Genomic DNA, 18,908 nt, shown 5'->3' with positions numbered 1-18,908 from the left:
GGCTCAGGCCACGCCGCGCGCGGCGAGGGCGTCGCCCACCCGGTCGGCGTGCCGGAGGGTGAGCACGAGGAGCGGCACCGCCGCGCGCGGCCCTAGGCGCACCCCTCGAGCGCGCTCGGCCTCACGGAGCCGGTGGACGAACGCCGCGACCACCGGCACCATCGTGAGCGTGAGCGACAGCGTCAGCGCGACGACCTCCGGATCGACACCCCAGCGACGCAGCGGCCGCAGCACCGTCTGCAGCACATCGAGCAGGTCGGACATCCGGGTGGTCATCGTCACCAGTGCGGCGACGAGCAGCAGCGCCGCGACCCGACTGGCGCCGACCCACGCGGCGATCGGCGAGACGAACACCGCCAGCATCACCCCCAGCACGAGGAGGATCCATCGCAACCGCCACAGTTCGACGAGCAGCGTGCGCGGACTCTGCCCTCCGAGCGGATAGAGCACGACCGTGGCGGCGAGGGCCACGCTCACGACGACGGGCTGCGGCGGAAGCAGGGTCAGACCGAGCGCGCAGAGCACGAGCCCCGCGAGCTTCACCCCCGCCGGCAGGCGATGCAGCACGCTCGTGCCGGGGCGGTAGAGCGAGATCACGCGGACACCCGGCAGTACTCGTCGATCACCGCATCCGGGTGACCCACGGCCACGGCTCGCCCGCCCTCGAACAGCACGGCCAGGTCGCAGCGCGCGGCCAGGTCGAGGTCGTGCGTGGCCACCACGACCTGCGCCTCCTGCGCCATCAGCAGCTCCGCGATGCGCCGGGCGTTGCGCCGGTCGAGAAGCGTGGTCGGCTCGTCGGCCACGAGCAGCCGCGGCTCGGTCACGAGCACGGCCGCCAGCGCGAGCAGCTGCTTCTGCCCGCCGGACAGCGACGACGCCGGCACGTCCGCGTGCGCCTCGAGCCCATGCACCGCGAGGGTCTCGCGCACGCGTCGGTCGACCTCCGCGCGCGGGAGGCCCCGCAGCGACAGGGCGAGATCTTCCGCGGGCGTCGGCATGAGGATCTGCGCGTCGGGATCCGTGAACACGAAGCCGACGCGGCGTCGGAGCTCCCGCGTGTCGCGCACCACGTCGAGCCCGTGCACGACCGCAGTGCCCGCCGTCGGCACGACCAGGCCGTCCAGCACACGCGCGAACGTCGACTTTCCCGAGCCGTTCGCTCCGATCACGGCGATGCGTCGTGCCGTGAGGTCGAGGCTCACGTCATCGAGGATCGCCCGGCCGTCGACCTCCACCCGCACGTGCTCCAGCACGATCGATGCGGCGGCTTCCTCGGCCCGACGCTGCTCGCGCACTCCCACCTCCTGAACACCGTTCACCTGAACGCCGTTCACTATAGTGGGGTCATGACCCCCGAGCCCAATCCGGCCCGACACGACCGCGACAGCGTCGCCCGCAGCGCTCTCGCCCTGCTCGACGAGGTCGGTCTGGCCGACCTCTCGATGCGGCGCATCGCCGCGCGGCTCGACGTGCAGCCCAGTGCTCTCTACTGGCACTTCGCGAGCAAGCAGGAGCTGCTCGCCGATCTCGCCGACCGCATCACCGCGAGCGTCCCCCGCGGAACCACCGGCGTCCTCGCCACCGCCCGCGGCCTGCGGGATGCTCTGTTCGCCCACCGCGACGGCGCCGAGCTCGTGCTGAGCACCTACGCGCTCCAGCTCGGCTCGGCGCACGCGCTCGACGCGCTCATCGCCGCGCTGCGGAGCGACGGCGCCGACGATCCCGAAACCCGCGCGACCGCGATCCTTCACTTCGTCCTCGGCCACGCGACGCTCGTGCAGCAGCGCATGCACGCCGACAGCCACGGCGCCCTGCCACCCTCGGACGAGATCGACGTGACGGCGGGTCTCGACCGCGCGTTCGACCTGGGCGTGCGGGCGCTCGCGGGCGAGGTCAGCGCACTGCGGGCTCCGCGGCGTGCCCGAGCCTGAGACCCGGCACGAGCGCCAGCAGCACGAGACCGAGACCGAACGCGAACACCACGCCGAAGGCACCAGGACCGCCGCCGAGGGTGGCCACGGCGAGCCCCGCGACCGCGATCGCGACCGCGGACCCCGTCGCGTCGGAGATCGACAGCGCCGAGGAGTTGAACCCCTGGTTCGACTCGTCCGAGTAGGCCAGCGTGAGCACCGTCAGGCGCGGATACAGCAGCCCCATGCCGCCACCCGCGAACGCCCACCCGAGGATCACCACGACGGGCGACACCGGGAACACGGCCGCCGCGAGCACCGCCAGCATCGCCACCAGGAGGGCTCCGAGGCTCAGCAGCGTGATGCGGCGGTTGCCCAGCCGCTCGCCGTAGCGCCCCTGCAGCGCCGAGGCTCCAGCCCACGCGAACGCGGCGAGCATGAGCGCCACCCCCGCCCACGTGGCGGTGAAGTCGTACTTCCGGATGAGCAGGTAGGGGATGTAGGCCTCCGCCGCGAAAAACGCGCCGGCCGCCACGCCGCGCATCAGCACGACGCTGGGCAACCCGGCTCCCGCGTGAAGGGTACGGGCGGGGAGCAGCGGCAGCACCGCGACGCCGATCCCGAGGATCGCGGCCACGGCGACCGGCCAGCGCACCCCGTGGTCGAGCTCGGCCGAGACGCCGATCACCACCGCCAGCGCCGCCACCACGACGGCCAGCAGCAGGCGGAGGCGCAGCGCACGCCGGTCCTGGGGTTCACCGCCGCCCAGGTCGACACCACGCAGCCGGACCGCGATCATCAGGAAGGCGATCGCGGTGAGCACCGCGACGCCCAGGAACGCCCAGCGCCAGTGCAGGTACTCCGCGACCGCTCCCGCGAGGAACGGCCCCACCATCGACGGGACGACCCAGGCGGCCGCGAACGCCGCGAACACGCGCCCGTGCAGCTCCGGCGGGTAGAGCCGCGCGACCACGACGTACAGCGCGACCGTCTGACCGCCGGTGCCGAGCCCCTGCACGAGCCGACCGATCAGGAACTGCGGCATCGACGTCGCGAAGCCCGAGATCAGCAGGCCGACGATGAACAGCGCCACCGCCACGTACAGCGCGCCGCGCGGCCCGCGCGCGTCGGACCAGGCACCGGTCGCGACCATCCCGATCACGCTCGTCGCAAGGGTGCCGGCGAACGCGACGGCGAACAGCGCCTCACCGTCGAGCGCCGCACTCACGATCGGCATGACCGTGGTGACCGCGAGCGCCTCGATCGCGGCGAGGAAGATGAGCGCGACCGCGCCCACCGTCACCCAGATTCGGCCGCGATCCCAGATCGATGCGACGGGCTGCGGCGCGGTCATCGCTCCACGAGCGCGGCGATCCGCTCGACGGCCTCCGTCAGGATCTCCGGGCTCGTCCCGAAGTTCAGTCGCACGTGGCCCGCTCCCTCGGTGCCGAACGCCGGGCCGAAGTGCAGGGCGACCTTCGCATCCCGCAGGATCCGCCGCGCGGGGTTGTCGCCCCAGCCCAGAGCCGACAGGTCGATCCAGGCCAGGTAGCCCGCGTCCGGGATCCGGTAGCGGGCACCGGGAAGATGCCGCGCCAGCAGGTCCTCCAGGAGCACACGGTTCTGGTCGAGCGTGTCGAGCAGCCCGTCCAGCCACGCATCGCTCTCCTCCGCGAACGCTGCGACCGAGGCGAGCAGACCGAACTGACCGGTGCGCCACTCGACCTCCACGGGGAGCCCTCGCACCACGGCGCTGGTGTCGTCGTCGGCCGTGACCATCAGCGCACACTTCAGGCCGGCGAGGTTGAACGCCTTGCTGGCGCTCACGACCGCATAGCCGACGCGTGCGGCCGTCTCGCTCGCCGCGAGGAAGGGCGTGAACCCGGTCCCCGGCTGGGCGAGCGGCGCGTGGATCTCGTCGGACACGACGGCGGCGCCGTACTCGGCAGCGATCTCCGCCAGCGCGGCGAGGGCGTCTCGGTCGTGCACCGTGCCGGTCGGGTTGTGCGGGTTGCACAGCAGGATCGCGGTCGCACCGTCGTCGAACGCCCCGCGGATCCCGTCGAGGTCGAGCTCCCACCCCGTGCCCGTGTCGCGCAGCGGCACCCGCAGCACCTCCGCACCGGCCTCCTCCACGAGGTCGTAGAACGGCGGGTACACGGGCGGGGTGACGACGACCCGCTCCCCCGGCTGCGTCACGCGGCGCAGGATCTCCACGATGCCCATGCTCACGTCGGCCGTGCTGCGAGTGCGAGCGGGATCCACCGCCCAGTCGTAACGGCGGCGCGCGAAGCCCGCGAACGCCTCGGCCAGCGGCGTCTTCGAGGCGATGTACCCCGTGTCGCCACGCTCGACCGCACGGTGCAGGGCCGCGGTGATCGCGGGGGCGAGGGGGAAGTCGGTCTCGGCGACGAAGAGCGGAAGCACATCGGCGGGGTACTCGCGCCACTTCTCGCTGCTGCGCTCACGGAGCTCCGCCAGGGACAGGGCCTGAACATGCAACATTCGATCTCCCGAGTTCTCGTCCCCGCCTCACCGCGGAGTCAGCGAAGCGGGCGCGTCTCCGCGCCCGCTCCGTCGTGCATCACTGTGTCTTCAGCGTCAGATCGCGAATCCCAGCGCGCGCATCATGTCGCGCCCGTCGTCCGTGATCCGCTCCGGACCCCACGGCGGCATCCACACCCAGTTGATGCGGAACCGGTCCACGACGTTGTCGAGAGCCTGCGCGGTCTGGTCTTCGAGGACGTCGGTCAGCGGGCAGCCCGCGCTGGTCAACGTCATGTGGATGACGAGAGCATCGTTCTCGTCATCCCAGGCGAGGTCGTAGATGAGGCCGAGGTCGACGACGTTGATCCCGAGCTCCGGGTCCATGACGTCCTTGAGCGCCTCGGTGACCGCGTCGTACTTCTCATCCGTGAGGGTCGCTGTCATACGGCTCAGCCTACGCCTCGATCGGGGCGGAAGGGTCGAGGAACCGGTCGTAGCCCTCGTTCTCCAGCCGGTCGGCGAGCTCGGGCCCGCCCTCTTCGACGATCTTGCCCGCGACGACGACGTGCACGAAGTCGGGGCGGATGTACCGCAGGATCCGGGTGTAGTGCGTGATCAGGAGCACGCCGAGTCCCGTGGACTCCTTGGCACGGTTCACGCCCTCGGACACGATCTTCAGCGCGTCGACGTCGAGACCCGAGTCGGTCTCGTCGAGCACGGCGAACTTCGGCTTGAGCACCTCGAGCTGCAGGATCTCGTGGCGCTTCTTCTCGCCGCCGGAGAAGCCCTCGTTGACGTTGCGCTGCGCGAACTTCGGGTCCATGCGCAGGTTCGCCATGGACTCCTTGACGTCCTTGGTCCACTGGCGGATCGAGGGCGCCTCGCCGTCGAGCGCGGTCTTCGCCGTGCGCAGGAAGTTCGTCACGGTGACGCCGGGGATCTCCACCGGGTACTGCATCGCGAGGAAGAGCCCGGCGCGGGCGCGCTCGTCGACGCTCATCGCCAGCACGTCCTCACCGTCGAACGTGATCGAGCCGGAGGTCACCGTGTACTTCGGGTGACCGGCGATCGTGTAGGCCAGGGTCGACTTGCCCGAGCCGTTGGGGCCCATGATGGCGTGGGTCTCACCGGTGTTCATGGTGAGGGTGATTCCATTGAGGATCGGGGTGGTCCCCGCCTCGGTCTCGACCGTCACGTGCAGGTCGCGGATCTCGAGAACAGACATTCTTCAGACTTCCTTCGTCACAGCAGGATCGATGAGCACGTCGTCGCCGTCGATCTCGACGACATAGACCGGGACGGGCTCGTAAGCGGGGAGGTTCTGGGGCTTGCCGGTGATCAGGGAGAAGGCCGAGCCGTGAGCCCAGCACTCCACCGTGTCGCCTTCCACGAAGCCCTCGGACAGCGAGATGTCGCCGTGCGTGCAGGTGTCGCCGATGGCGTGGATCACGCCATCGCCGTCCTTGATCACCGTGATGGGCACGCCGCCCGGCTCGACGCGGAGCGGGGTGTCCTGCTCCAGGTCGGAGACCGCGCAGACGCGCTCGGCGGTCACGCGTCCACCTCGGCGAGCTCGGCCTCGATGGCGGCGAGCAGCTCCGCCTCGAGCGTCGGGATACCGAGGCGCAGCACGATGTCGGTGAGGAAGCCGAGCACGACGAGACGCCGCGCCTCCTCCTCCGGGATGCCGCGGGCCTGCAGGTAGAAGAGCTGCTCGTCGTCGAAGCGACCGGTCGCACTCGCGTGGCCCGCGCCGACGATGTCGCCCGTCTCGATCTCGAGGTTCGGGATCGAGTCGGCGCGCGCCCCCTCGGTGAGCACCAGGTTGCGGTTCGCCTCGTACGAGTCGGTGCCCGTGGCGTCGGCGCCGATCAGCACGTCGCCGATCCACACACTGTGCGCGCTCGCGCCCTGGAGGGCACCCTTGTAGAGCACGTCGCCCGTGGTGTGCGGACCCTTGTGGTGCAGGTAGACCTGGCTCTCCAGGTGCTGCCCGGCGTCCGCGTACGACAGCCCGTAGAGGTAGCCCTCGGAACCCGCGCCCGCGAGCTCCACGCTCGGGTTCACGCGCACGAGGCCGCCGCCGAAGCTCACCACGAAATGCTTGAGCGTGGCGTCGGAGCCGACGCGGGCCTGGTGCGCGGCCGCGTGCACCGCGTCGTCCTCCCATTGCTGCACCGTGACCACGGTGAGCTTCGCGCCATCGCGGACGATGATCTCCACGTTCTGCGCGTACTGCGCGGAACCCTTGTGCTGCAGCACCACGGTCGCGACGCTGTGCTCCAGCGCCTCGATCACGATGTGGGCGTCGGCGCGGCGGTCGGCACCCGTACCCGTGACGGAGATGAAGATCGGCTCGGCGACCTCCTCCTCACGCGGGATGCGCACGTGCACCGCCTCGCTCGCACCCTGCCAGGCGACGGCGGCCGTGATGTCCTCGGGGAGGAAGACCTCGCCGCGCGGAGCGGCGCCGATGGCGAGCGGTCCTGCCACGTACTGCCCGCCGGAGCTGAAGGCGTACGCGACGCCGTCGTTCGCCTCTGCCGTCTGGAACAGCGGCGTCAGCTGCGCGACCGGCGTGTGCTTCCAGTTGACCTCACGGCCGCTGGGGGCGCCGAAGTCGTCCGGGTCGTACGAGTGCGGGCGCTCGGAGCGCGTCTGCACCGGGACGAATCCGGCGTCGGCGACCTGGGCGGCCGGGTCGATGTGCGCGTTCGTGTGCTGCGCCTCCGTGGGCGCTGTCGTCGAGGCCGCCATTTAGCCGACCGATCCTTCCATGCCCATCTCGATGAGCTTGTTCAGTTCCATCGCGTACTCCATCGGCAGCTCGCGCGCGATCGGCTCGATGAAGCCGCGCACGATCATCGCCATCGCCTCGTCCTCGGGCATGCCGCGGGACTGGAGGTAGAAGAGCTGCTCCTCGCTGACCTTCGAGACCGTGGCCTCGTGGCCGAGCTGCACGTCGTCGACGCGGATGTCGATCGCCGGGTAGGTGTCGGAGCGCGACTTCGTGTCCACGAGCAGCGCGTCGCAACGGACGGTGTTCGCCGAGTGGTGGGCGTTGGCGTCGACGCGGACCTCACCGCGGTAGCCGGCGCGACCGCCGCCGCGGGCGATCGACTTCGAGACGATCGACGACTGCGTGTACGGCGCCATGTGGATCATCTTGGCCCCCGCGTCCTGGTGCTGACCGGGACCGGCGAAGGCGACCGAGAGGGTCTCGCCCTTGGCGTGCTCGCCCATCAGGTAGATCGACGGGTACTTCATCGTCACCTTGGAGCCGATGTTGCCGTCGACCCACTCCATGGTCGCACCCTCGTGTGCCACGGCGCGCTTGGTGACCAGGTTGTAGACGTTGTTCGACCAGTTCTGGATCGTCGTGTAGCGCACGCGGGCGTTCTTCTTCACGATGATCTCGACCACGGCCGAGTGCAGCGAGTCGGACTTGTAGATCGGAGCCGTGCAGCCCTCGATGTAGTGGACGTAGCTGTCCTCGTCGGCGATGATCAGGGTCCGCTCGAACTGACCCATGTTCTCGGTGTTGATGCGGAAGTACGCCTGCAGCGGGATCTCTACGTGCACGCCCTTCGGGACGTAGACGAACGAGCCGCCCGACCACACGGCGGTGTTGAGTGCGGCGAACTTGTTGTCGCCCGCCGGGATGACCGTGCCGAAGTACTCCTCGAAGAACTCGGGGTGCTCACGCAGCGCCGTGTCGGTGTCCATGAAGATGACGCCCTGGGCCTCGAGGTCCTCGCGGATCTGGTGGTACACGACCTCGGATTCGTACTGCGCGGCGACGCCGGCCACGAGGCGCTGGCGCTCTGCCTCGGGGATGCCCAGGCGCTCGTACGTCTCGCGGATCTCCTCGGGGAGGTCCTCCCAGCTCTGCGCCTGCTTCTCGGTGGAGCGGACGAAGTACTTGATGTTGTCGAAGTCGATGTCGCTGAGGTCGGCGCCCCACGTCGGCATCGGCTTGCGACCGAAGAGCTGATACCCCTTCAGACGGGTCTTCAGCATCCACTCGGGCTCGTTCTTGAGGGCAGAGATCCCGCGGACCACCTCTTCGGAGATGCCGCGTTTCGCCACGGCACCCGCGGCGTCCTCATCGTGCCAGCCGAACTCGTACACCCCCAGACCGTCAAGCTCCGGGCGGTCGATCAGCACATCCGACATGCAACACTCTCCTCACAGGTCCCAAACGGTGTCATCCGCCCCGACACACCTGATCCCCGTCGAGTCTGCGGGAGCGGGTGCCGTTGGTGGGCCCTCATCATCGGCGCTTCCATCGCGCCTAAACTGTTGACGATGCTTCAGCGCGGTCAGCGCTCATCGCAACAATCCGATTCTACAGGTTCCGCCTGGCGGACGGGCCGCGCGCCACGTCGCCGACGAGCCGGAGGACTCATGCCCGAGACGACCATCACCACCCCTCCGACGACTCGGACGACCCCCGTTCCGCGATCCCGCGGGTGGGCGAAGGCGCTGACCGTCTTCGCGTGGCTCTCGTTCGTCAGCGAGACGATCATCATCGGCACCGGCGGCGCGGTGCGTCTGACCGGCTCCGGCCTCGGCTGTTCCGACTGGCCGCTGTGCACGCCCGAGTCGCTCGTGCCCATCCTCGAAGTGCAGGGGGTGCACGGCATCATCGAGTTCGGCAACCGCCTGATGACGGGCGTCGTCGGCATCATCGCGCTCACCGTCGTGCTGCTCGTCCTGTACACGGTGAACGGGCGTCGCGCGGTCACGAAGGCGCTGTGGTTCGCGCTCGGCGGCATCGTCGCGGCCGGCATCGCCTTCGCGATCGCCTTCCCCTTCCACTTCCCCGCCTCGCCGATCGCTTCCGGCGTGCTGCTGCTCGCCGTCATCGCGGCCGCCGTCCACTCCGTCCGCACCACGGCCACGCGTCGCGACCTCGTGCTCCTGGCGTGGCTCGTGCTGATCGGTGTGGTGGCTCAGGCCCTCGTCGGAGGCATCACGGTCCTGACCGGGCTGAACCCCTTCATCGTGGGCTTCCACTACACCTCGTCGTTGCTTCTCGTATGCGTCACGGCCGCGTTCCTCGTGCGCCTCAAGACCGCACCGGGGCCCCGCGAACGCGCCGTGCCGAGCTGGTTCGCGATCGTCACGCATGTGACAGGACTCGCGCTCGCGGTGACGATCCTGTTCGGCGTCCTCACCACCGGCTCCGGGCCGCACTCGGGTGATGCGGACGTGCTGCGCCACGGCTTCGACGCGACCATCCTCGCGCACGTGCACTCCTGGCCCGGCTACGTGCTGGCCGCCCTGGTGCTGTTCCTCACGATCACCGCCTGGGCACTCCGCCTGGAGCCCCGCCGCTGGCTGCTCGTGCTCGTGCTCGCGATCCTGGTGCAGGTCGGCGTCGGGGTGTGGCAGGCGCGCGAGGGGCTGCCGCCGATCCTGGTCGGCATCCACATGGTGCTCGCCTCGCTGTCGGCCGCGACGTACACCGTGGTCGTGCTGCACCTGAAGCGCCCGGTGCGGACGGACGTCGCGGCCGAGGAACCCGCCCCGGCGCTCACCGGGCGCTGAGCCGCACAGACGATCCATAGCGTGCGCACCGGGGCCTCATCAGGGCATCGGTCAGCCTGGTCGGCATGCACAGAACACTGACCAGAAGCATCGGATTCTGGATTCTCCTCATCGTGTCCCTCGCCGCGATCGGCGTCGGCGGATGGCTCATCGCCGGCCAGATCGGCACCATGACGAGCACCCTGCTCGATGGCACGGCCACGGGGGTGGAGGTCTACGTCGGCCAGTCGCTCGTGGTGGTCGGAGCCGCGGTGCTCGGCGCCGGCCTGATCGGCCTGCTCCTCGCCCTCGGCCTCGTGGCGGCGCGGGCACTCGTCCCGGCCGTGCCCGTCGCGCTCGACGCCGGAATGGATGAGCCGTCCCCCAACGAGGTCATCGCCGCGACCGGGTCCGCGACCGATCAGGATGCGACGGCGACCACGGACGCCGCCAACACGCCGGCGGACGACGCGTCAGCGTCCGCGGCGTCGGAGGACGCTGCGGATCAGAACGGCAGCAGCGGGTCGACCGCGACGGCCACGAAGATCAGCGTCAAGTAGGTGATCGAGGCGTGGAAGACTCGCATCGGCCGCGCCTCGGTCCCCCGCACCGCCTGGTTGTACAGGCGGTGCGACTCGTAGATGAACCAGCCGCCGAAGACCAGCGCGGACACCGTGTAGACGAGACCCATGTTCGCGATCGGCACCAGCAGCAGCGAGCACGCGACGGTCGCCCACGCGTAGAGGATCACCTGGAGGCCGACCTGCGAGGCGTTGCGCGTGACGCCGAGCATCGGGACGTCGACGTCCTCGTAGTCGTCCTTGTACTTCATCGACAGCGGCCAGTAGTGCGGCGGCGTCCACAGGAAGACCAGCAGGAACAGGATGAACGCCGGCCAGTCGAGAGAGCCCGTGACGGCCGACCAGCCGATGAGCACGGGGAAGCAGCCCGCGATGCCGCCCCAGATGATGTTCTGCTCGGTGCGGCGCTTGAGGATCATCGTGTAGATCACGACGTAGAAGAAGATGGCCGAGGCCGAGAGCACTGCGGTGAGCCAGTTGGTGGTGAACCAGAGCCAGACGGTGGACACGATCGCGAGAGTCCAGGAGAAGATCAGCGCGCCGCGCGGGCTCACCTCGCCCGTGACCAGCGGACGGTTCTCCGTGCGGTGCATGTGCGCGTCGATGTCGCGGTCGAGATACATGTTGAAGGCCCCGGCCGAGCCGGCGCTCATGGATCCGCCGATGACGGTCGCGAGGACCAGCCAGAGGTTCGGGAGACCGCCCTGGGCGAGGAACATCACCGGGACGGTCGAGACGAGGAGGAGTTCGAGGACTCGGGGCTTCGTCAGCGTCACGTAAGCGCTCACCGTGCGACCGATGGACGACTTCCGTACGGTCTGATCAGACATCGTCGAGATCTCGATCGCCTCCTCCGCGCGCGTTACGGGACAACCTCTCCAGTGTATGACACGCGATGACGCCTTCCGTGCCCCCCGGCCACCGATCGGATCCACCGTCACCGCTATGCTGAAGGCACTCGCGCGCCCGATGCTGCGCACACCCCCACCCGTCCTCGAGGCGGTGCGGAATGCGCCAGGGAAGTTGCGGATGCGCCAAGGAATACGGGCGCCCTCGAAACTGTCGGAAAGGGCATGAACGTGTCGGAATTGCAGTGGGACGAGATCGATCGACGCGCGGTGGACACCGCCCGGATCCTGGCGGCCGATGCGGTCGAGAAGGTCGGCAACGGCCACCCCGGCACGGCGATGAGCCTGGCTCCCGCGGCGTATCTGCTGTACCAGCGCGTCCTGCGGCACGACCCCGCCGACACCGACTGGCTCGGCCGCGACCGGTTCATCCTCTCCGTCGGACACTCGTCCCTCACGCAGTACGTGCAGCTCTACCTCGGCGGCTTCGGCCTGGAGCTCGATGACCTCAAGGCGCTGCGCACGTGGGGATCGAAGACCCCCGGCCACCCCGAGTACGGACACACGAAGGGCGTGGAGATCACGACGGGTCCGCTCGGGCAGGGCCTCGCCTCCGCCGTGGGCTTCGCGTACGCCGCCCGCTACGAGCGTGGGCTGTTCGATCCGGAGGCCGCGGCGGGCACGAGCCCGTTCGACCACTTCGTCTACGTGATCGCCGGTGACGGCGACCTGCAGGAGGGCGTGACCAGCGAGGCCTCGTCGCTCGCGGGCCACCAGCAGCTGGGCAACCTCATCGCGATCTACGACTCCAACCAGATCTCCATCGAGGACGACACCAACGTCGCGTTCACGGAGGATGTCGCCGCCCGCTACGCCTCCTACGGCTGGCACGTGCAGACGGTCGACTGGAAGAAGACGGGCGAGTACGTCGAAGACGTCGCCGAGCTCTACGCCGCCATCGAGGCCGCGAAGGGCGAGTCCGACAAGCCCTCGCTCATCATCCTCAAGACCATCATCGGCTGGCCCTCGCCCGGCAAGCAGAACACCGGCAAGATCCACGGCTCCGCCCTGGGTGCGGACGAGCTCGCCGCGACCAAGAAGGTCCTCGGGTTCGACCCGGAGCAGACGTTCGTGGTGGCCGACGACGTGATCGCCCACACGCGCGGCCTGGCCGAGCGCGCGGCCGAGGAGCGCGCCGCCTGGCAGAAGTCGTTCGACGCCTGGGCCGAGGCGAACCCGGAGCGCAAGGCGCTGCTCGACCGCGTCGAGGCCCGCGAGCTCCCCGCCGACATCGCCGACGCGCTGCCCGTGTTCGAGGCCGGCAAGGACGTCTCGACCCGCGCCGCGTCCGGCCAGGTCATCAACGCCCTCGCCGCACAGCTGCCCGAGCTCTGGGGCGGGTCCGCCGACCTCGCCGAGTCCAACCTCACCACGATCAAGGACGCGGCGTCGTTCATCCCCGAGGAGTGGTCGACGCACGAGTGGTCGGGCACCCCCTACGGCCGCGTGCTGCACTTCGGCATCCGCGAGCACGCGATGGGCGCGATCGTGAACGGCATCGTGCTGCACGGGCCGACGCGCGCGTTCGGCGGCACCTTCCTCATCTTCAGCGACTACATGCGACCCTCGGTGCGTCTGGCCGCTCTGATGAACGTGCCGAGCATCTTCGTCTGGACGCACGACTCCGTCGCCCTCGGTGAGGACGGACCCACCCACCAGCCCATCGAGCAGCTCGCCACGCTGCGCGCGATCCCGAACCTCGCCGTCGTGCGCCCCGCCGACGCGAACGAGACCGCCGCCGTCTGGCTGGAGATCCTCCGCCGCCACGAGGGCCCCGCCGGCATCGCCCTGACGCGACAGAACATCCCGGTGTTCGAGCGCGGCGAGGGCGAGGCCTCCGGCGACACGTTCGCCTCCGCCGCTCAGGCCGTCAAGGGTGCGTACGTGCTCGCCGAGGCCCCGAACGGCACGCCCGACGTCATCATCGTCGCCACCGGATCCGAGGTGCAGCTCGCGGTGAACGCCCGCGCGGCCCTCGCCGAGGAGGGCGTGAACGTGCGCGTCGTCTCGGCCCCGTCGCTCGAGTGGTTCGCGGAGCAGGACGAGGCGTACCGCGAGAGCGTGCTGCCGTCGTCGGTCACGGCGCGGGTGTCGGTCGAGGCCGGCTCCGTGCTCACGTGGCGCGGCATCGTCGGCGACCGCGGTCGTTCGGTCGGCATCGACCACTTCGGCGCCTCCGCCGACTACAAGACCCTCTTCGAGAAGTTCGGCATCACCACCGAGGCCGTCGTCGCGGCCGCCCGCGAGACCATCAAGGAGAACGCATGAGCACCCCCACCGCACAGCTCGCCGAGGCCGGCGTCAGCATCTGGCTCGACGACCTCTCGCGCACCCGCATCTCCTCCGGCAACCTCGCGGAGCTGATCTCGTCGCGCAACGTCGTCGGCGTCACCACGAACCCGACGATCTTCGCCAACGCGATCACCGACAAGAACGACACGTCGTACGACGCGCAGGTCACCGAGCTCGCCGCGTCCGGCGCCTCGGCGGAGGAGGCCGTGTTCGCGGCCACCACGCAGGATGTGGGTGCCGCGCTCGACATCTTCCGCCCGGTGTGGGAGCAGTCCGGTCACGTGGACGGCCGCGTGTCCATCGAGGTCTCCCCCGACCTCGCGCATGACACCGACGGCACCGTCGCGCAGGCGAAGGAGCTGTGGGCGAAGATCGACCGCCCGAACCTGCTCGTGAAGATCCCGGCGACCAAGGCCGGCCTCCCGGCGATCACCGAGGCGATCGCGCACGGCATCAGCGTCAACGTGACCCTGATCTTCAGCCTGGAGCGGTACGCCGAGGTCATCGACGCCTACCTGACGGGCCTGGAGCGCGCGAAGGACGCCGGTGTCGACCTGTCGACCGTCCACTCCGTCGCGTCGTTCTTCGTCTCCCGCGTGGACACCGAGACCGACAAGCGCCTCACCGCGATCGGGACCGACGCCGCCGAGGCCCTCAAGAGCAAGGCCGGCCTGGCCAACGCCCGCCTGGCCTACGAGCTGTTCGAGCAGAGCTTCGAGACCGACCGGGCGAAGGCCCTCCTCGCGGCGGGGGCGAACGCCCAGCGTCCGCTGTGGGCGTCGACCGGCGTGAAGGACCCTGCGCTGCCCGACACCCTCTACGTCACCGAGCTCGTCGCCCCCGGCGTCGTCAACACCATGCCGGAGAAGACCCTCGAGGCCACCTTCGACCACGGCGTCGTCACCGGCGACACCATCACCGGCGGCTACGACGAGGCCCGTCAGGTCTTCGCCGGGCTGGAAGAGGTCGGCATCGACTTCACCGACGTCACCCAGGTGCTCGAGGACGAGGGCGTCGCCAAGTTCATCGATTCGTGGCACGACCTGCTCACCCAGGTCGCCGAGGCACTGGAGGCACAGCGATGACCTTCGCGATCCACGCCTCGGGCGCCGCGCGCGCCGCGATCGAGGAGACCGTCCCGAGCCTCGTCCACGACCTGGTCGCCTCGCGCATCACGAGCGGCGACACCACGCTGTGGGGTCCGGCGGCCGAGGCCGAGGCCTCGATCCGGCTCGGGTGGGTCGAGGCGGTCTCCGTCTCCCGGCCGCTCGTCGCCGAGATCGTCGCCCTGCGCGAGGAGCTCGCCGCGAAGGGAGTCACGCGCGTCGTGCTCGCCGGCATGGGCGGGTCGTCGCTCGCGCCCGAGGTGATCGCACAGACCTCGGGGGTCCCCCTCACGATCCTCGACTCCACGGCGCCCGGCCAGGTGCTGGCCGCGCTCGACGAGGGCCTCGCCGAGACCGTGCTCGTGGTGTCGTCGAAGTCCGGGTCCACGGTCGAGACCGACTCGCAGCGTCGCACGTTCGAGGCGGCGTTCCGCGACCTCGGCATCGACCCGACCGAGCGCATCGTCGTCGTCACCGACCCGGGCTCGCCGCTCGACGCCTCCGCGCGCGAAGCCGGGTACCGCGTGTTCAACGCCGACCCGAACGTGGGCGGCCGCTACTCCGCGCTGACCGCGTTCGGCCTGGTGCCGTCCGGCCTCGCGGGCGTCGATATCGACGAGCTGCTGAACGAGGCCGAGGCCTCGCTGCTCGAGGTCGCCGTCGACTCCGCCGAGAACCCGGCCCTGCGCCTGGGCGCGGCCATCGCCGCGACCACCCCGCGCCGCGACAAGCTGGGTCTGATCACGGACGGCACCCACATCAAGGGCCTGCCCGACTGGATCGAGCAGCTCATCGCCGAGTCCACGGGCAAGGAGGGAACCGGCATCCTCCCGGTCGTGCTGCTCCCCGTCTCCCCCGAGCTCGACCCCGTGCCCGCCGACCTGCAGATCGTGCGACTGGTCGACGACGCGAACGAGTTCCACCTGCACGAGCGCCACGAAGGTGAGATCCTCGTCAGCGGCACGCTCGGCGCGCAGTTCATCGTCTGGGAGTACGCCACCGCCATCGCCGGGCACCTGCTCGGCATCAACCCGTTCGACCAGCCCGACGTCGAGTCGGCGAAGGTGGCCGCGCGCGGCCTCCTCGACGCCCGGCCCGAGCCCACCGCCCCCGCGTTCGTGGAGAACGGCGTCGAGGTGCGCGTGTCGGACCCGGCTCTCGCGGCCTCCGGCACGGTCGAGGGCGTGCTCGACGCGCTGTGGGCGCAGCTGCCCGCCGACGGCTACGTGTCGATCCAGGCGTACGTCAACCGTCTCGAGGTGCCGCAGCTGCAGGGCCTGCGCGAGCTGGTCGCCGCCGACTCCGGTCGTCCGACCACGTTCGGCTGGGGCCCGCGCTTCCTGCACTCGACCGGCCAGTACCACAAGGGCGGCCCGGCGCAGGGGGTGTTCCTGCAGATCCTGGAGCGCACCGACGTCGACCTCGAGATCCCCGATCGGCCGTTCACGTTCGGTCAGCTCATCCAGGCGCAGGCCGCCGGCGACGCGGGCGTGCTCGCGGAGCACGGGCGTCCCGTCGTCTCGCTGACGATCACGGAGTCGTCCGACGACGTGCTCACCCTCTTCGAAGCCGCACAGAAGTAACAGCAGGAGAAGCCCCCACCGATGACTGTTCCCCTCTCGCGCGGGCACAACCCGCTGCGCGACCCCGACGATCGCCGGCTCAACCGGATCGCGGGGCCCAGCGCCCTCGTGATCTTCGGCGTCACGGGAGACCTGTCGCGCAAGAAACTCATGCCCGCGGTGTACGACCTCGCCAACCGCGGCCTGCTGCCCCCCGGGTTCGCTCTGGTCGGGTTCGCCCGACGCGACTGGGAGGACCAGGACTTCGCGCAGGTCGTGTACGACGCGGTGAAGGAGCACGCCAGGACGCCGTTCCGCGAGGAGACCTGGGCGCAGCTGTTGCAGGGCATCCGCTTCGTGTCCGGCGAGTTCGACAACCCGGACTCCTTCCGCAAGCTCAGGGAGACCGTCGAGCGTCTCGACGTGGAACGCGGCACGATGGGCAACCACGCGTTCTACCTGTCGATCCCGCCGAAGGACTTCCCGCTGGTGGCGAAGCAGCTCAAGGACTCCGGGCTCGTCGGGCAGGACGCCGACGACGATGAGCGGTGGCGGCGTGTGGTCATCGAGAAGCCGTTCGGGCACGACCTCGAGTCGGCCCGCGCGCTGAACGCGGCGCTGGAGGTCGCGTTCCCCGCCGACTCGATCTTCCGCATCGACCACTACCTCGGCAAGGAGACGGTCCAGAACATCCTGGCGCTGCGCTTCGCCAATGAGCTGTACGAGCCGATCTGGAACCGCAACTACGTGGACCACGTGCAGATCACGATGGCCGAGGACATCGGCGTCGGGGGACGCGCGGGGTACTACGACGGCATCGGGGCGGCCCGTGACGTGATCCAGAACCACCTCCTGCAGTTGCTGGCGCTCACCGCGATGGAGGAGCCGATCAGCCTGTCGGCGGAGCATCTGCGCGCCGAGAAGGAGAAGGTGCTCGCCGCCGTGCACGTGCCGGAGGACCTGTCGCTCGCGACGGCCCGCGGGCAGTACGCCGGTGGCTGGCAGGGCGGCGAGAAGGTGACCGGCTTCCTCGACGAGGAGGGCATGAACCCCGAGTCCACGACCGAGACCTACGCGGCCATCAAGCTGGAGATCGACACGCGACGCTGGGCGGGCGTGCCGTTCTACCTGCGCACCGGCAAGCGCCTCGGCCGTCGCGTGACCGAGATCGCCGTCGTGTTCAACCGGGCACCGCAGCACCTCTTCGGCCGGGGCAACGCCTCCGAGCTCGGACAGAACGCGCTCGTCATCCGCGTGCAGCCCGATGAGGGTGTCACGATCCGGTTCGGCTCGAAGGTCCCCGGCACAGGCTCGAACGTGCGCGACGTCACGATGGACTTCGGCTACGGCCACGCCTTCACGGAGGCGAGCCCGGAGGCGTACGAGCGGCTCATCCTGGACGTGCTGCTCGGAGACCCGCCGCTCTTCCCGCGGCACGAGGAGGTCGAGCTCTCCTGGAAGATCCTCGACCCGGTGGAGAAGTACTGGGCGGCCCAAGGCGGCCCGGTGGAGCAGTACGCTCCGGGATCGTGGGGCCCGGCGTCCGCCGACGACCTGCTGGCCCGCGACGGACGAGTCTGGAGACGCCCGTGATCATCGACCTTCCCGACACGACCGTCAGCCAGGTCGCGAAGCAGCTCGTCAAGGTGCGCGAGGAGGGCGGCGCGGTCGCCCTCGGACGCGTGCTGACGCTCGTCATCTCCGCGCGCAACGGAGTCGCGGAGGCCGCGATCGACGCGGCCAACGACGCCTCGCGTGAGCACCCGATGCGCGTGATCGTGCTCACGACCGGAGACGGCGAGTCCCGCCTGGACGCACAGATCCGTGTGGGCGGAGACGCCGGAGCCAGCGAGGTCGTGGTGCTGCACGCCTACGGCGACGCCGCCAGCAACGAGGAGAGCCTGATCACCGGGCTCCTGCTCCCCGACGCCCCCGTCGTGGCGTGGTGGCCGGAGGAGGCTCCGGCGTCGCCGTCGTCCTCCCCGCTCGGCCGCATCGCGCAGCGCCGGATCACCGACGCCGCGACCTCGCCCGATGTGCGCGACCGGCTCGCGCTGCTCGGCCGCACGCACGCGCCCGGCGACACCGACCTCGCGTGGACGCGGCTCACGCACTGGCGCGAGCAGCTGGCCGCCGTGCTGGATCAGCCGCCGTACGAGACCATCACCGCCGTCAAGGTGCGCGGGGCCGCCGCCTCCCCCTCCACGGCTCTGCTCGCCGCGTGGCTGCAGATGGCGCTGGACGTGCCGGTGCGGTGGTCGTACGAGAGCCCGGAGGAGTGGCAGGAGGGCATCAAGTCCGTGCGTCTGACGCGTGAGTCCGGTGACATCCTGCTGGAGCGTCCCTCGCCCGGCATCGCCGTGCTCACGCAGCCGGACCAGCCCAACCACGACCTCCACCTGCCGCGGCGTACGCTGCGCGAGTGCCTCGCCGAGGAGCTGCGCAGATTGGATCCAGATCTCCTGTACGGTCGAGTCATCACGGATGGCTGGGAGAAGCTCGGTCCGCCCGAGACGGGAGAGTGACA

At 70.1% G+C, this 18,908-nt stretch carries 18 protein-coding genes; 8 read left to right on the top strand and 10 right to left on the bottom strand.

Annotation, left to right across the window (positions count from 1 at the left end; all coding sequences use genetic code 11):
• Positions 1–3: 3 nt before the first annotated feature.
• Together KZC56_RS15960 and KZC56_RS15955 are read right to left on the bottom strand one after the other, a co-directional pair.
• Positions 4–597: an energy-coupling factor transporter transmembrane component T family protein gene (locus KZC56_RS15960; RefSeq protein WP_247638992.1), complete on the bottom strand. Its 594-nt coding sequence runs from the start codon at positions 595–597 to the stop codon at positions 4–6.
• Positions 594–1,298, bottom strand: a complete 705-nt coding sequence (locus tag KZC56_RS15955; protein WP_205828235.1) for an energy-coupling factor ABC transporter ATP-binding protein — start codon at positions 1,296–1,298, stop codon at positions 594–596. The genes KZC56_RS15960 and KZC56_RS15955 overlap by 4 nt, the downstream gene beginning before the upstream one ends.
• A 51-nt stretch (positions 1,299–1,349) precedes the next feature.
• Here KZC56_RS15955 and KZC56_RS15950 point away from each other — a divergent pair, with 51 nt between their 5' ends.
• Positions 1,350–1,934 (top strand): TetR family transcriptional regulator, encoded by a 585-nt coding sequence (locus KZC56_RS15950; protein WP_247638991.1) that lies wholly within the window; start codon positions 1,350–1,352, stop codon positions 1,932–1,934.
• Here the strand turns inward: KZC56_RS15950 and KZC56_RS15945 are convergent.
• The 7 genes from KZC56_RS15945 to sufB all read right to left on the bottom strand — a co-directional run bounded on the left by KZC56_RS15945 (position 1,897) and on the right by sufB (position 8,576).
• Positions 1,897–3,267, bottom strand: coding sequence for an MFS transporter (locus tag KZC56_RS15945; RefSeq protein ID WP_247638990.1), 1,371 nt, complete (start codon positions 3,265–3,267; stop codon positions 1,897–1,899). The genes KZC56_RS15950 and KZC56_RS15945 overlap by 38 nt on opposite strands.
• A complete protein-coding gene (locus tag KZC56_RS15940) occupies positions 3,264–4,418 on the bottom strand; it encodes a MalY/PatB family protein (RefSeq protein WP_136030167.1) in 1,155 nt (384 codons plus the stop codon). Before KZC56_RS15940 ends, KZC56_RS15945 begins: the two co-directional genes overlap by 4 nt.
• Positions 4,419–4,514: 96 nt before the next feature.
• Positions 4,515–4,844: a metal-sulfur cluster assembly factor gene (locus KZC56_RS15935; RefSeq protein ID WP_017202280.1), complete on the bottom strand. Its 330-nt coding sequence runs from the start codon at positions 4,842–4,844 to the stop codon at positions 4,515–4,517.
• A gap of 10 nt (positions 4,845–4,854) precedes the next feature.
• Positions 4,855–5,625, bottom strand: coding sequence for a Fe-S cluster assembly ATPase SufC (gene sufC, locus KZC56_RS15930; RefSeq protein WP_101845421.1), 771 nt, complete (start codon positions 5,623–5,625; stop codon positions 4,855–4,857).
• Positions 5,626–5,628: 3 nt separating this feature from the next.
• Entirely contained in the window at positions 5,629–5,955 is a 327-nt protein-coding gene (locus KZC56_RS15925) for a non-heme iron oxygenase ferredoxin subunit (protein WP_136030165.1), read from the bottom strand.
• Positions 5,952–7,157: a Fe-S cluster assembly protein SufD gene (sufD, locus tag KZC56_RS15920; RefSeq protein WP_136030163.1), complete on the bottom strand. Its 1,206-nt coding sequence runs from the start codon at positions 7,155–7,157 to the stop codon at positions 5,952–5,954. The genes KZC56_RS15925 and sufD overlap by 4 nt, the downstream gene beginning before the upstream one ends.
• Positions 7,158–8,576 carry a Fe-S cluster assembly protein SufB gene (gene sufB / locus KZC56_RS15915; RefSeq protein ID WP_136030161.1) on the bottom strand — a complete coding sequence of 473 codons (1,419 nt, stop codon included), beginning with the start codon at positions 8,574–8,576 and terminating at the stop codon, positions 7,158–7,160.
• Positions 8,577–8,807: 231 nt separating this feature from the next.
• Here sufB and KZC56_RS15910 point away from each other — a divergent pair, with 231 nt between their 5' ends.
• On the top strand, positions 8,808–9,953 hold the full coding sequence (locus tag KZC56_RS15910; protein WP_206251156.1) for a COX15/CtaA family protein: 1,146 nt from the start codon (positions 8,808–8,810) through the stop codon (positions 9,951–9,953).
• Between the two features lie 65 nt (positions 9,954–10,018).
• The gene (locus KZC56_RS15905) at positions 10,019–10,492 is read left to right on the top strand and encodes a hypothetical protein (RefSeq protein WP_206251155.1); all 474 of its coding nucleotides are present in this window, start codon (positions 10,019–10,021) and stop codon (positions 10,490–10,492) included.
• On the opposite strand, the gene KZC56_RS15900 is transcribed toward KZC56_RS15905, so the two are convergent.
• Positions 10,438–11,343 carry a heme o synthase gene (locus tag KZC56_RS15900; RefSeq protein ID WP_136030155.1) on the bottom strand — a complete coding sequence of 302 codons (906 nt, stop codon included), beginning with the start codon at positions 11,341–11,343 and terminating at the stop codon, positions 10,438–10,440. The genes KZC56_RS15905 and KZC56_RS15900 overlap by 55 nt on opposite strands.
• 249 nt (positions 11,344–11,592) lie before the next feature.
• On the opposite strand from KZC56_RS15900, the gene tkt reads away from it, so the two are divergent.
• The 5 genes from tkt to KZC56_RS15875 are packed head-to-tail and all read left to right on the top strand — an operon-like array spanning position 11,593 to position 18,906.
• Positions 11,593–13,689 carry a transketolase gene (gene tkt, locus KZC56_RS15895; RefSeq protein ID WP_247639004.1) on the top strand — a complete coding sequence of 699 codons (2,097 nt, stop codon included), beginning with the start codon at positions 11,593–11,595 and terminating at the stop codon, positions 13,687–13,689.
• Positions 13,686–14,798 carry a transaldolase gene (gene tal / locus KZC56_RS15890; RefSeq protein ID WP_136030153.1) on the top strand — a complete coding sequence of 371 codons (1,113 nt, stop codon included), beginning with the start codon at positions 13,686–13,688 and terminating at the stop codon, positions 14,796–14,798. Before tkt ends, tal begins: the two co-directional genes overlap by 4 nt.
• A complete protein-coding gene (locus tag KZC56_RS15885) occupies positions 14,795–16,402 on the top strand; it encodes a phosphoglucose isomerase-related protein (RefSeq protein WP_247638989.1) in 1,608 nt (535 codons plus the stop codon). The genes tal and KZC56_RS15885 overlap by 4 nt, the downstream gene beginning before the upstream one ends.
• A 21-nt stretch (positions 16,403–16,423) precedes the next feature.
• Complete coding sequence (gene zwf, locus KZC56_RS15880) at positions 16,424–17,974, top strand: glucose-6-phosphate dehydrogenase (RefSeq protein ID WP_136030150.1); 1,551 nt, start codon at positions 16,424–16,426, stop codon at positions 17,972–17,974.
• On the top strand, positions 17,971–18,906 hold the full coding sequence (locus tag KZC56_RS15875) for a glucose-6-phosphate dehydrogenase assembly protein OpcA (RefSeq protein WP_247638988.1): 936 nt from the start codon (positions 17,971–17,973) through the stop codon (positions 18,904–18,906). The genes zwf and KZC56_RS15875 overlap by 4 nt, the downstream gene beginning before the upstream one ends.
• Positions 18,907–18,908 lie beyond the last annotated feature (2 nt).

The organism is Microbacterium sufflavum (assembly GCF_023091155.1).
Taxonomy (GTDB): Bacteria; Actinomycetota; Actinomycetes; order Actinomycetales; family Microbacteriaceae; genus Microbacterium; species Microbacterium sufflavum.
This window is presented reverse-complemented; position numbering and strand designations above follow the sequence as displayed.